13 protein-coding genes are annotated in these 13,681 nt (G+C 52.5%); 5 read left to right on the top strand and 8 right to left on the bottom strand.

Going from position 1 to position 13,681, the window contains the following annotated elements:
- Positions 1–31: 31 nt before the first annotated feature.
- Positions 32–2,548 (top strand): TonB-dependent receptor, encoded by a 2,517-nt coding sequence (locus tag IEY39_RS16450; RefSeq protein ID WP_188933466.1) that lies wholly within the window; start codon positions 32–34, stop codon positions 2,546–2,548.
- Positions 2,549–2,635: 87 nt separating this feature from the next.
- Here IEY39_RS16450 and IEY39_RS16445 read toward each other — a convergent pair whose 3' ends face one another.
- The 4 genes from IEY39_RS16445 to IEY39_RS16430 are packed head-to-tail and all read right to left on the bottom strand — an operon-like array spanning position 2,636 to position 5,442.
- A complete protein-coding gene (locus IEY39_RS16445) occupies positions 2,636–3,115 on the bottom strand; it encodes a DUF983 domain-containing protein (protein WP_188933465.1) in 480 nt (159 codons plus the stop codon).
- A 19-nt stretch (positions 3,116–3,134) separates the two neighbouring features.
- Positions 3,135–4,166, bottom strand: a complete 1,032-nt coding sequence (locus tag IEY39_RS16440; protein ID WP_188933463.1) for a GHMP family kinase ATP-binding protein — start codon at positions 4,164–4,166, stop codon at positions 3,135–3,137.
- Positions 4,163–4,867, bottom strand: coding sequence for a nucleotidyltransferase family protein (locus IEY39_RS16435; RefSeq protein WP_188933461.1), 705 nt, complete (start codon positions 4,865–4,867; stop codon positions 4,163–4,165). The genes IEY39_RS16440 and IEY39_RS16435 overlap by 4 nt, the downstream gene beginning before the upstream one ends.
- On the bottom strand, positions 4,864–5,442 hold the full coding sequence (locus IEY39_RS16430; RefSeq protein ID WP_188933460.1) for a D-sedoheptulose-7-phosphate isomerase: 579 nt from the start codon (positions 5,440–5,442) through the stop codon (positions 4,864–4,866). Before IEY39_RS16430 ends, IEY39_RS16435 begins: the two co-directional genes overlap by 4 nt.
- A 174-nt stretch (positions 5,443–5,616) precedes the next feature.
- Between IEY39_RS16430 and IEY39_RS16425 the strand changes: the two genes are divergently transcribed.
- Together IEY39_RS16425 and IEY39_RS16420 are read left to right on the top strand one after the other, a co-directional pair.
- Entirely contained in the window at positions 5,617–6,405 is a 789-nt protein-coding gene (locus IEY39_RS16425; RefSeq protein WP_188933459.1) for a TMF family protein, read from the top strand.
- A gap of 16 nt (positions 6,406–6,421) precedes the next feature.
- A complete protein-coding gene (locus IEY39_RS16420; RefSeq protein ID WP_188933458.1) occupies positions 6,422–7,060 on the top strand; it encodes a hypothetical protein in 639 nt (212 codons plus the stop codon).
- 47 nt (positions 7,061–7,107) lie between these two features.
- Here IEY39_RS16420 and IEY39_RS16415 read toward each other — a convergent pair whose 3' ends face one another.
- Both IEY39_RS16415 and IEY39_RS16410 read right to left on the bottom strand, forming a co-directional pair.
- Positions 7,108–7,419, bottom strand: coding sequence for a rhodanese-like domain-containing protein (locus IEY39_RS16415; RefSeq protein WP_188933457.1), 312 nt, complete (start codon positions 7,417–7,419; stop codon positions 7,108–7,110).
- 17 nt (positions 7,420–7,436) lie between these two features.
- Positions 7,437–9,245: an ABC transporter ATP-binding protein gene (locus IEY39_RS16410; RefSeq protein WP_188933456.1), complete on the bottom strand. Its 1,809-nt coding sequence runs from the start codon at positions 9,243–9,245 to the stop codon at positions 7,437–7,439.
- A 102-nt stretch (positions 9,246–9,347) separates the two neighbouring features.
- Here IEY39_RS16410 and IEY39_RS16405 point away from each other — a divergent pair, with 102 nt between their 5' ends.
- Positions 9,348–10,535 carry a delta-aminolevulinic acid dehydratase gene (locus IEY39_RS16405; RefSeq protein ID WP_188933455.1) on the top strand — a complete coding sequence of 396 codons (1,188 nt, stop codon included), beginning with the start codon at positions 9,348–9,350 and terminating at the stop codon, positions 10,533–10,535.
- A complete protein-coding gene (locus IEY39_RS16400; RefSeq protein ID WP_188933454.1) occupies positions 10,517–11,263 on the top strand; it encodes a WecB/TagA/CpsF family glycosyltransferase in 747 nt (248 codons plus the stop codon). Before IEY39_RS16405 ends, IEY39_RS16400 begins: the two co-directional genes overlap by 19 nt.
- Here the strand turns inward: IEY39_RS16400 and IEY39_RS16395 are convergent.
- Both IEY39_RS16395 and IEY39_RS16390 read right to left on the bottom strand, forming a co-directional pair.
- Complete coding sequence (locus IEY39_RS16395; RefSeq protein ID WP_188933453.1) at positions 11,246–12,751, bottom strand: glycosyltransferase family 39 protein; 1,506 nt, start codon at positions 12,749–12,751, stop codon at positions 11,246–11,248. The two genes, IEY39_RS16400 and IEY39_RS16395, sit on opposite strands and share 18 nt — an antisense overlap.
- 39 nt (positions 12,752–12,790) lie before the next feature.
- Positions 12,791–13,681, bottom strand: coding sequence for a class I SAM-dependent methyltransferase (locus IEY39_RS16390; protein WP_188933452.1), 891 nt, complete (start codon positions 13,679–13,681; stop codon positions 12,791–12,793).

The following is a 13,681-nucleotide window of genomic DNA, read 5'->3' as shown; positions in this document are numbered from 1 at the left end:
AGTTACCCTGGTTGCCTAAATTCGTCCGGTCATGAATCGACTATTATCCGGCATTGTATTGTTACTGATGGTTTTAGCCAATTTGTCGGCCACAGCTTACCCGGCCGCAGGCTCACCTGATCCAGGCACTGGCTCACTCGCCGGCCGGGTGACCGATAAAAATGGCAGCGGACTTTCCGGCGCTACTATCTATATTCCCGATCTCAAATTGGGTGTTGTTGCGGATACCGCTGGCTACTATCGCTTCAACTCCCTTCCATCGGGCAAATACCTCATCGAAGTCCATTCCATCGGCTTTAAGACCATGACAAGGACGGTGATCATCAGCGGACCCGTCACCCAGGACTTCACCCTCGCCGATTCCTATGTCGAAGAAAGCGCCGTAGTCGTCACAGGGCTCTCCAAAGCTACCCAGATAAAACGCAATCCAGTCCCAATCGTAGCCATCTCCCACGATTACCTGGCTACCAATATCAGCACCAACGCCATCGATGCCATCGCCAAAATACCCGGGGTTCGTGCCGTAACGACGGGGCCCAACGTCTCAAAACCCTATATCCGGGGCCTGGGTTACAACCGGATACTCACCCTGTATGACGGCATCCGCCAGGAGGGCCAGCAGTGGGGAGATGAGCATGGCATCGAAGTGGATCAGTTTGCGGTAGATAGAGTGGAAGTGATTAAAGGCCCGGCGAGTCTTAGCTTTGGCTCGGATGCGCTGGCTGGAGTTGTCAACCTCATCCCTACCCAACCGGCCCCGGAAGGAAAAATGATCGGCGGCCTCACCCTCGACTATCAAACCAACAACAAGAATATCGGCGGTTCTGCCATGCTCGGCGCTACAAAGAATGGGTTCGAATGGATGGGCCGCATCTCCCACAAACAGGCCGTCGACTACCAGGATAAGATAGACGGCCGCGTCTTTGGCACGGCTTACAACGAGACGGATGCCAATGCTACCCTCGGCCTTCACCGCAAATGGGGCTATTCCCATCTCGATTTTGTCCTCTTCGACGACCTGCAGGAAATACCCGACGGCAGCCGTGACAGTCTTACGGGCCAGTTCACCCGGCAGATAACCGAAGCGGACACCGTCCGGGCAATAGTATCCCAGCACGACCTTAACAGCTACACCATAGAAAAATTGCACCAGCATGTCCGGCACTACCGCATCTACTCCGGCAACAGCTTTACCCTTGGCGAATATGGCCGGATGCAGATCAACCTGGGTTTCCAGCGCAGCATCCGCCAGGAATTCAGCCATCCCGTTCTCAATGCCATCCCCGGGCTTGACCTCGAACTCAATACGTACTCCTATGACGTGAAATACTTCCTCCCCGACCTCGACGACTGGACGATTACGGTCGGCGTCAATGGCATGTATCAGGATAATAATGTTACCAATGGGACGGAATTTGTCATTCCCTCTTACCACCAGTTCGATATCGGTCCCTTCGTACTCGCCAAAAGGACCTTCGATAAGCTGGACGTCTCCGGGGGCATCCGCTTCGACAGTCGCAGCTTCAACAACTTCGCGCTCTACACCAAACCCAATCCTGTCACTGGCTTCGACATGCCGGTGACAGGCGCAGACACCGCCGGTGCGGCCAATCCATTTTCCACTTACCGGAAAAATTTCACCGGCTTCTCCGGCAGTTTCGGCGCAACGTATAATTTTTCGGATAAATTTTCCATAAAAGCCAATATCTCCCGTGGCTATCGCGCGCCCAACATCGCCGAGATCTCGGCCAACGGCGTCCACCCCGGCACCAATTTCTATCAATTGGGGAACCCGGGTTTCAAACCCGAGTTCAACTTACAGGAAGATGCCGGCTTCGTCTTCTCCTCCCGCTATATCGTAGCGTCTCTCGATCTCTTTAATAACGTGCTCTCCAATTACATTTACGACCAGAAGCTGGTGAGGGCCGATGGCAAAGATTCCACCGACCCGGTGAGCGAATTGCCCTATTTCAAGTATGTCGCTTCCAAAGCTCACCTTTATGGCGGAGAGGTCAGCATCGACATCCATCCCGTAAAAGCACTGCATTTCGAGAACAGCTTCTCGCTCATCTATGGGGAAAATAAAGGCTCTCATCCCAAATCCATCGGGGACAGCGCCCGCTATCTGCCCTTTATCCCACCGCCACATGGCCTCTCAGAATTACGCTATGAGTTCAGCGACCGGCAGGCCCATATCTCCAATGCCTTTATCAAAGTTCAACTCGAATATTCCGCCACGCAGAATCGTGCCTACATCGCCTATGGCACCGAGACGCCTACGGCCGGCTATACGCTCTTCAACGCAGGAATAGGCGGCGGGTTCACCAATAAGAAAGGGAAGACCATTGTCAATGTCTATGTCATGGGGGACAACCTGTTCGATGTTGCTTATCGTGACCACCTCAGCCGGCTGAAATATTTTTATTACTCTCCGGCGGATACCAATCCGGCCCATGGCCTTTACAATATGGGCCGGAATATCAGCTTTAAACTGGATTTCCCCCTCGATTTTAGTCTGAAGTCAGACAAGGCGGCGGCAGACTTATAATAATATCGTAATTTATGCGTTAGTAAAGTGGTTACTAACCCAATCATATAACCAGAAAGCCATCCCGACAAAAGAAAAGGATGGCTTTCACTTTTCCGCCAGGCCCTCATCTTCGCCCTCTTTCTGGTAATAACTGTTCGTCTCGTAATCGAACTGCTTCACATTTGTGTGCTTGTAATGGGCGTCGTAGCTGACAAAGAAATACAGATAGACCACCCGGCTCAGCCGCATGAGCCAGGGCTGTAGCACGATCAGGAAGACGGCATTAAGCCCCATCCAGTAAAAGAAACGGTAGTCGTTGGTGGACAGCCCCACGAGGACCCACCAGGCGAGGAAGGTTGCTACCGACAGGGCAAAGGACAACGCATAGCTGACATATCCCGTACCATACCAAAAGCCGACCTCCAGCTCATAAGGCTGCCCGCATTCGGGGCATTTCGAGGGCATTTTAAGGACTTCCTTTAATTTCCAGGCATTGGGTTGGGAGAACATCGGACCCCGGCGGCAGCGGGGACATTTCATCGTGAAGATGCTCCAAAGGTAATTGGGTTTTTCTGGTGCAGACATACGCAAAGGTATGCAAATATTAAACGGTCCAAGTGGTCAACCCATGACCCGTAAAGTTGTACGGCTGGCAATGACCGCCCAGGCTTGCCAGTACTTCCATAACGCGGTATTTCGAGATTCCCGGGCAATAGAAGGTCATGAACCCGCCTCCGCCCGCTCCCGAGATCTTTCCACCCGTAGCCCCGGCGCGACGGGCCTGGTCGTAGATGTTATCGATAAAGGCGTTGGAAATGCCTTCGGCCATCTTTTGCTTTTGGCGGAAACCAAAATCGAGGATCTCCCCGATCTCATGGATCCGGCCCATCAGCAGGGCCTCCTTCATCAGTTGGGCCTGGTGTTTCAACTGATGCATCGCCTCGATCGATTTTTCTTTTTTGTCGGTGACATTCCGGCTCTGCACCTCGATGATGCGGGCCGACTCCCTGCTTGTTGCCGTGTAGTACAGAAGCAAATTATTTTCCAGCTCGAAAAGATATTGCTGTTTCACCCGCAGCGGGTTGACGATCACCTTGTCGTCCTTATAGAATTCCATATAATTCACCCCGCCGAAAGTGGCTGCATACTGGTCCTGGCGGCCGCCGGCCATCAGCAGCTCTTTGCGTTCGATATCGTAGGCAAGATGAGCCATGTCGTATTCTCCCAGCGGCAACCGCAGCATTTCCGTAAAAACGCCGATGATGGCGACCACCAGGGTAGATGAAGTGCCGAGACCCGACCCTGCGGGCGCATCTACAAAGGTCGACAACCGGAAACCGCCACCCGACCAGCCATATTCTTTCCGAATGCGGTTGTAGACACCCTTCAGCAGATCGAGCTTTCCATCTATGGGCAGAGCCTCCAGGTCGGTCCCGTTCTCATAGCGCTGCTCTTCCTTCCGGTCGACACCCTGCAGGATGATGGTCTTATCCTGCAGCGGTTCGATAGTGGCATGCGCGTACAGCGACAGGGTCGCGTTGAGGATCGCTCCGCCATACAGATCGCAGTAGGGGCTTACATCCGTGCCGCCACCGGCAAGCCCTATCCGCAAGGGCGCTTTACTCCTGTATATCATAGTAATTGGTTGACTTCATGTTGTACACGCTGGTAATCCTCCGGGATACCTATATCGATAAAATACGTATCCTGTACAAGCCCATATACCCGCCGGGTATCCAGCACTTTTTCGAGGTAGTCTTTCTCGAAAGAGAACACGGGCGGAAGGTTTTCCTGTAAGAATTTCTCCTTGTCCAGGGCATAGACCCCGCCGTTGATAAGCCCTTCCGCATAGTATTGCTTCTCCCGGAAATGCCGTACCTGTTGTTGCCCGTCCCGTTCGACAACGCCAAAGCGGTCGAAATCCCTCATCGGCTTCAGGCACAGGCTACAGTCGGCCTTGTGCTCGTAGTGAAAGGCCGACAGGGCTTCCAGGGCGATGCGAAAAAAGGTGTCTCCATTGAGGATCAGTACCGTCTGTTCCGTCGCGAACGTACAGGCCTGCCGGATAGCCCCGCCGGTGCCCAGCGGCTCCTGCTCGAGGGAAACAACATACCCGCCCTCGGGGAAGGTCTGCCGAAAAAAGTCGTCGAAAGCGGAATGCTTATAGCCCAGCGCAAAAATAAACCGTTGGATGCCCGCCTGCCGGAAATAATCCGTGACATACCCGATGAAGGGCCGGCCGCCGACCGGCGCCATACATTTGGGTAGATCGGGGACGGCTGCGCGCAGCCGCGTACCGAGTCCACCGGCCAGGACGATGGCTTCCCGGATGATCATGCGTTGAAATATTGATCTTCCACCAACTGACAGATGATATGTCCCAACAGCATATGCCCTTCCTGGATGCGGGGCGTATTCCTGGAAGGAATGTCGATGAGATAGTCGCTTAATTCCTTGAGCTTGCCGCCACCTTCACCCGTCATCCCGATCGTCGTGATCCCTTTCTCCCGGGCCGTTTCGAAGGCCTTGAGAATATTCACCGAGTTGCCGGAGGTGGACATCCCGACCAGGATGTCCCGGGGCTTGCCGATGCCCTTGATAAGCCGGGAATAAATAAGGTCATAACTAAAGTCGTTAGCCACCGCTGTCAGATAGGAAGTATTGCAATGCAAAGCCTCCGAGGGTAACGCATCGCGGTTGATATAAAACCGGCCGGAGAATTCAGCTGCCAGATGCTGCGCATCCGCCGCACTTCCCCCGTTGCCACAGAAATACAGGTGTTTGCCTTCCCTGAACCGGTCGACGATGAGGGTCACGATCTCCGCGACGATCCCGATCAGTCTTGGATCCTGCACCACCCGGTTTTTCACAGCAAGCGATTCGTTGATGATCTCCTTTATTTTTTCGTTCATGCCGCAAATATCTGATAAAATAGAAGAATACTCAAAACCACGCAAACGACGGGTTTCAGCACGGCTATTCCATAAATGGTACGACCGTGAACTATGCCTCGCCGGAATTGGGCAGGAGGGGAAACTTTGCTAACATTGACATGCTTAAATCCATCAACCATAAACCTGTCAATCATGAAAAAAGCCCTGCTCTTCACCGGTCTTCTATTTGCTTTCTATTCCGGATTCGCCCAAGGTCAATGGCCATTTGTCAGCGGTAACAGTGGTGCGATCTATTACAATGGCGGTAACGTAGGCATCAACCTAATGAACCCTGGTTGTCCCCTTGACGTCTATGGAATGATCCATAACAACTTTATGGTCGTGGACGCGCTGGCGGCAGGCAACATCGGCGCCTGGGTCCGTGGGGGAGCGTCGGGCGTCAATGGCAATGTGGTCGTACAGGCCAGCGGGGGCAACGCCTTTTGGATCACCGCCGACCCCTATAATCTCAAGATCGGCGCCTACGGCGGCACCGAACCTTCAGTAGGCATGATCAATTGCACGTTTGGCAATACAGTGGGCATCAATACCACGAATACACAAGGATATACGTTTGCAGTGGCCGGCACGGCCCTCTTCACCCAAGTGACCGTTAAGGCTACTTCCAGCAACAACCCCACATTCACACCCTGGGCGGATTATGTTTTCAAAAAGGAGTACAGGCTCCCTTCGCTGGAAAGCATCGAAAAATACATCAGGGAAAACAATCACCTCCCCGGGATACCGACTTCCGCCGAAGTCGAAAAAAATGGCATCGATCTCGCTTCTACCGAAACCAAACTCCTCGAAAAAATCGAACAGCTGACGCTCTATACCATCGATCTTCAGAAACAGGTCGATTCGCTGAAAGCCGAGAACCAGAAATTTGCTAACCTGCAGCAACAGGTCGATCAGTTGAAGAAGAGCTTATCTGAAAAATAACCATAACCTATAATTTATGCGCCAACTCATCCTCATCTCCGGCTTTATGCTGGTCTTTGCACCGCTTTTTGCTCAGCCATGGACGGGCTCTCAACCTCTCGATATTCATGTCAACGCCAACACTCCGGCATATTTGGGCCTGCTTATCCAGGGGAATACCGGCGCCATCGGCGGGTTGGGAGTGGAAGGCAATGCCACCGGCACGGTTTATACGCTTGCCGCAACAGTCGATAACAACATGATCATGGGGGTTATGAACTCCAACGGAACAGGACCGTCTGCCCTCAACATCGACTGGCAGAATCATGTTGGCATCAATACTATGGATACCAAAGGATACGCGTTTGCAGTGGCCGGGGCTGCCATTTTTACCGAGGCCGTTGTCAAGCTACAGGCTAATTGGCCCGATTATGTGTTTCGGAAAAACTATCAACTTCCTTCACTCGATAGTGTCGCTGCCTATATTAGGCTGAACAGCCATCTACCCGGCATGCCCACCTCCGCCCAAGTTGAAAAAAATGGCATCGACCTCGGCGCCACCGAGGCCAAACTGCTCGAAAAAGTCGAGCAGCTGACGCTATATACTATTGAATTGCAGAAACAGGTGGATTCGCTGAAAACGGAGGTACAAAGACTTAACTGCACTCGAAAATAGGATACAACCGGCCATCCCGCGCCCCTTCACAGAGGGGCGCTTCTTTTTTATCTCCGCGCCTTTTGCAACACGGATTGCCAGGCCCCGCCGTTGATCACCCGCGAAATACCCGCATCTCGCAGGATGTCGGCCGCCTCCCAGCAATGGCTACCCGTGGCGCAGCACAGGATCACCGGCTTGTTGAAGCCCCGGATACGGTCGAGATTGGCCTTTATGCGGTCGACCGGGATATTCAGGCTCCGGGGAATATGCCCCTGGTCGAATTCATAGGCAGTACGCAGATCGATGATTACTGCTCCTTCCTGCATTGCCTGTTTGATCCCGCTTCCGCCACCAAAAATGTCAGATAGCCAGCCCATAGGTTGTTATGTTGAGTTTAAGGGTTGATTGCTGCATATTTCCGCTCGCCTATCTGCTGCCGCCACATTGCATAATACAGGCCTTTCTCGGCAACCAGCTCCGCATGGGTTCCCATCTCCGCCATCACACCTTTTTCCAGCACATAGATGCGGTCGGCATGCATGATAGTGGACAGCCGGTGTGCGATGAGGATCGTAATCTGATCTCCATCCGCAGAAATTTCCCGGATGGTTCGCGTAATATCTTCTTCCGTCAATGAATCCAGCGCCGAAGTGGCTTCGTCAAAGATCAACAGGGTAGGGTTGCGCAACAACGCCCGGGCAATGGACAACCGCTGCTTTTCTCCACCGGAAAGTTTCAGTCCCCCTTCCCCGATCATGGTATCGATGCCTTTTTCCGCACGCGCCAGCAGGCTGGTACAGGAAGCTTTGCGCAGGGCTTCCTGCAGGTCTTTCTCCGATGCCTCCGGATTGACGAATAACAGGTTTTCCTTGATGGTGCCGGCAAACAATTGCGTATCCTGGGTGACGAAACCGATCTGCCGCCGCAGGTCCTCGAAATTGATGGCCGACTCGTCCAGCCCATTGTACAGGATATTCCCTTCTTTCGGCCGGTATAACCCCACCAGCAGCTTCATAAGGGTGGTCTTTCCGCTACCGGACGGACCCACGAAGGCGATGGTCTCTCCCCTCTCCACCTCGAAGCTTATATTGTCGATGGCATTGTGGTGCGCCGTCTGATGCCGGAAGATGACATCCTCGAAAGCCAGGCTCTGGACGGGGCCGAGTGGCTTTGGATGAACTGGCGGCATCTCCGGCGCCTTTTTCATCAATACGGCGAAATTGTTGAGGGAAGCCTCTGCCTCGCGATAGGTGAGGATGATATTGCCCAGCTCCTGTAAGGGGCCGAAGATGAAGAAAGAATAGAACACCATGGTCATCACTTCACCGAGCGTAAGCCGGTGTCCGAATACCAGCCAGAGAAGGAGAAACATGATACACTGGCGAAGGAAGTTGACGAACGTGCCCTGCACGAAGCTGAGCGCGCGGATGCTTTTTACCTTCCTCAGCTCGAGGCCCAGTATCTTGAAGGTGTTTTGATTAAGCCGCTTAACCTCCTGTTCGGTGAGGCCGAGGCTTTTCACCAGTTCGATATTCCGGAGGGATTCCGTGGTGCTGCCCGCCAGGGCATTGGTCTCCGTCGTAATGGTCTTCTGGATACGCTTGATCTTTTTGCTTAGGAGGCTGGTCAGCAGGGATAGCAGGATCATGCCCGTCACATAGATCGGCATGATCGACCAGTGCAGCGTAAAGGAATAAATGGAAACGAAGATGACACCGATGAAGATAGTGAACAGGACATTGACAAAGGCGATGATGAACTTTTCGGTGTCTGCGCGCACCTTCGTCAGGATGGAAAGGGTCTCGCCGCTGCGCTGGTCTTCGAATTCACTGAAAGGCAAGGCCATGGAATGACGGAGGCCATCGGTAAAGATCGTCGCCCCAAATCGCTGTACAATGACATTGCTAAAATAATCCTGGAAGGCTTTTGCAATCCGGGAGACCATGGCCACGCTCACCTGGATGCTCAGGAAGGCGATGGCGGCCCAAATAAATTGGGATTGGGTGCGGTCGCCGGTCTTATGAAAAACCTTATTATGGTCGAAATAACCGGTTTCCCAGGGGTGGCCGGCCAATTTATCGAGCCCCAGTTTTCCCATGAAATAGGGGTCGAGCATGGAAAACACCTGGTTTATCGCCGCCAGCGCCAGCGCCAGCACTACCAGCCATTTATAAGGAGCAAGGTATTTTAGCAACGTTCTCATGAGTCTCTTGTCTTCGTATTTTCGGTTTACAATATCGGGAAAATTACCATGACAAATATTTACTAATTTTGTTGCCAAAACTGCCGATTGCAGTGGAATATTATGCCGTTATCCTCGGTTAGAAGTTTTTCGTCCCTTAAAGTCTTTTGCGAGAACAAAGAATTCGCGGGATGGGATCCCTATGATGGTTTAAACAGCCGCCTGTTTCAATCCCTGCCCGGTCTCCGGCAATCGCGATGGGCCCGTCTGGCCTGGATCCAGTTCTTCAAACTCAGCCCGGTAAATCTCCGGCGAATCGCCTTCGTACCGGAAGAACACAACGCCAAGGGACTTGCGCTCTTCTTAACCGGCTATTGCTACCTGTATAAGACAGAGCCCAAGGATGAATACCGGGAAAAGATCGTTTTTCTGGCGGATAAGATCATCGGTCTCGCCTCCGGGGGCTATGCGGGGGCTTGCTGGGGTTACAATTTTGACTGGCAGGCACGGGCCTTCTTCCAACCCAGGCATACTCCTACCGTAGTGGCTACCTCCTTCGTAGCAGATGCTTTGCTTACCGCCGGCGACACCCTGAAGGAATCCCGCTGGCAGGATACCGCGCTCTCCAGCGCCCGGTTCGTCCTCAACGACCTGAACAGGACCTACGATGAGAAAGGGAATTTCTCTTTTTCCTATTCCCCCCTTGATAAAACACAGGTTTTCAACGCCTCCCTGTTGGGCGCCCGGCTGCTGGCAAGAGTATATTCCTATACAGGAGAGACGCTTCTCCGTGATGAAGCCCGGAAAGCAGTGCAGTATGCCTCCGACCGGCAGCAACCCGACGGCGCCTGGGCATATGGGACGCTTCCCTATCACGCGTGGGTGGATAATTTTCATACCGGGTTCAACCTGGAATGCATCTACCAGTACCAGCAGTTCACGGGGGACGCTTCGTTCCAGCCCTTTTTGGAAAAAGGCTTTTCCTATTACCTGCAGCATTTCTTTACCGACGGCGGTATCCCCAAGTATTACAATAATAAGACCTTTCCGGTAGATATTCATTCCCCGGCCCAGCTCATGGCCACCTTATATAAAATGAACCGGATGGCAGAGCACCAGGAGCTGGCCGACAAGGTGTTGGATTGGACCATCCGAAAAATGCAGGCGCCCCAGGGATACTTTTTTTATCAGAAGCGGCGTTTAATGAGCTCTCGTATCAACTATATGCGGTGGGCGCAAGCCTGGATGTTTTACGCCTTCTGTTGTTATTTTGCATCTTCAAATTCTAAGAAATGGATCAACGAGTTGTAGTACTGGGTACACCGATCGACAATCTGAGCATGAGCGAGACGCTGAAAAGTATCGCTACGGCCATCGAGAACAGCGATCACCTGCACCATACCGTTGTCAACGCCGGAAAGATCGTTTCCATGCAAAAGGATCCCCAGCTGCGGGAAAGCGTAGTCAACGCCGATATCATCAACGCGGACGGCCAGGGTGTGGTGTGGGCCTCCAAACTGCTGGGCAAGCCGCTGAAGGAAAGGGTAGCCGGTATCGATCTGATGGAAGAGCTGGTCGGCCTTGCCAGCCGCAATCATTATAAGGTATTCTTCTTCGGCGCCAAAGAGGAAATCGTCCGGTCGGTCGTCCAGCATTATTCTGAACTTTATTCCCCCGATATCATCGCCGGCTGTCGCAACGGCTATTTCAAAAAAGAAGAGGAATCGACCATCGCCCGACAGATCGCCGATTCGGGCGCCAACATCCTTTTCGTGGCCATATCTTCACCTACCAAGGAGAATTTCCTTTACCAGAACCGGGAAGTCCTGCGGAGGGTTAATTTCATCATGGGGGTAGGCGGAAGCTTCGACGTCGTCAGCGGCCTGGTGAAACGCGCCCCGATGTGGATGCAAAAGGTTGGATTGGAATGGCTTTTCCGCGTGTACCAGGAGCCGCGGCGCATGTTCAAGCGCTACCTGGTGGGTAATGCCCGGTTTCTTGCCCTGGTATTAAAATACAAATTACTTAAGGTCAAATAAATAGGCTCTGCTTCCATAGCCAATGAATTCCTTGAGCTTGGGCCCCCTGATGGCCAGGCCTTTCAGGATATATTGCTCTTCCTCCTGAGTGCTCCCATGGGAGATTAAGAACCAGGTTGGTCCTTTCAGCGATCTCATTTCAGTGAGATAACCCTCCGGGTCACCGGTATGATTTTCGCCCATGACGATCTTCGCGCCCCCGAAACGCGCATAGCCGATCTCCCGGTAATAACGATAGGCAGGCCTGGCGCCAAAATATACGTAGACATTGTACCCGTCCTGCATATTTTGATTCATGACGGTAAGCACCGGCTTGATATCTTCACCGCTGGAGAGGAAAGGATAATTGTAATAGGCGTTCCAGGCAAAAAACACCACCACGCAAAGCACGGCAACCGCATACCGCAGGACAGCGGGCGCCCATTGGAAAAGGAAATTGCAAAGCGCAAACAGGCCGGTGGCCATGACCAGCAGGAACAACGGCAACATATACAGGATCAGCCGCAGGTCGAAAGGATAAAGCTTTAGTGCGCTTAGCAATAAATGCAGCACAACGGGCCCCACGCACAAATACAATAGCCGAAACCTCCTGGATAACAATAGATACACGATGCTGCCGCCGTAAAGGATCATCCCCAACAGGTAGGGGATGGGAATATGTGGCCAGAAGAGCGACGGACCGCTCGTTGGCAGCAGACCGGAAAATACATCGGTGCCCCTTGTGACCAACCAATCTTTAAATCCCGCATGCCAGGGGTAGGGCATAAAGTAATCCTGCCAATACGCCCGCATCACCTGTGCCGTAGGATTATTGTTGACAAACGCAAAGAAATTGACGCCGATGCAGGCCACCCAGACAACCAGCGGTAGGGTATAAATTTCCCGATCGTTTTTATTCCTGACACACTGATAGAACAGCAAACCGCCTACGATCGCCAGGGGAATAACCGAAACATTGGACAGGAAAACCGCTATGGCCCCGGTGACCGCGAGTAATACTTTCCGGTTGCGGACTGCAAAAGAAGACTCGCTAAAGGCCGCAAAATAAATGGCACACAGGACGAACATGTCGCACGCATACTGCTTCATCTCGGAAGAGTAATAAATGAATTTTGGCGTACAGCCGAGCAGGCACAAGGCGAGGAAGCCGATGGTCCGGTTCCTGGTGAGGGCAGAGCCGAAATCGTAGAACAAGGGAAGCGTTAGTATGGCACATAACAGCGGAAAAATTCGCAGGGCCATGTCGTTGTTCCCAAAGATCGAGGTAAACAATTTTTCGATGAGCAGGAAAAGGATAGGAGCCACCTGGCTATAGTCGAGCGGCTTAAAGAGTTGCAAGGGATTTTTACTGATGACACTCCATGCAAGCATGGCTTCGTCGAGCCACAGGCTTCTGTTGCGGAGATATTGAAAGACAAGCAACAGGATGATTACTGCCATCGTCGTCCAGACAAGGGCACGTCGCAGCAGAAGGGAGGTCGGTTTCATTCGGAGTAAATACAGTTAGATGGTTTGGGGAGTGTTTTGTCATTTGACCGCTTTTATCCATAAATGCCACCCATACCGCCTGGCCATGGCTTTCTTTGCCGACTGGGGCAAAAGGTGTTGAATGCCCAGCAAATGCCGTTCGTTCAGAAAATGAACATAGGTGGTTACCGTGGAGAAAGCGCCGAAGAGCTTCCTGGAGGTCTTATCGGTCCACACTGATGAATAGACGTTGTCAGGTCCGTCGGTCGACCGATGCAGGAAATTCTTCATCCGAAAATATTTCCACCCCTCCTGTTTAAGATGGTATTTGTGGCGGTTGATCCGGTCGACGCTTTCACCGGTGAGCTTGGAAACGGGTTTGGCCAGGAAGGGAAGTACTTGCATAAGCATGAGTCCTGTCCTTCTTAAAAAGCCGATGCTGACGTAATAGTTGAAGGAGTTCTTGTGGTATAGCATGATCACCGCCTGTCCACCCGGCTTCAGCACGCGGTGTATCTCGCTTACGATCTTCTCTATCTCGGGAGAGTGATGGATCACCCCATGAGAGTAAATGATATCGAAGGTCTCATCGGCATAGGGGATCTGGGTCGCGTTAGCCACTCTTACCTCAGCGTATTTTTTGTCGAACAGCCTGAATCGCTCTTTTACCCTGCGCACTGATTCGTCGGTGAGGTCAATTCCATAATAGATCGCGCCCCGGTCGATCAGCTGCATGGAATCGGCCCCCTGCCCCAGCCCGATCTCCAGCGTTTTTTTCCCTGCCAGGTCGATGGCATCCAATTCACCCAGGATATGTCCTTCGGTCCTATACCGGAATTCGTCATATTTGGTATAGAAGGATTTGTCGGCCTCGTAGGCTACAAAATTGCTTCCAACGGGATTTTCGTTCCAAAACTGCCGGATGTCGCTGGTATGTTGTTGATCTGTCAT

This window comes from Puia dinghuensis, from assembly GCF_014642875.1.
Classification (GTDB): domain Bacteria; phylum Bacteroidota; class Bacteroidia; order Chitinophagales; family Chitinophagaceae; genus Puia; species Puia dinghuensis.
This window is presented reverse-complemented; position numbering and strand designations above follow the sequence as displayed.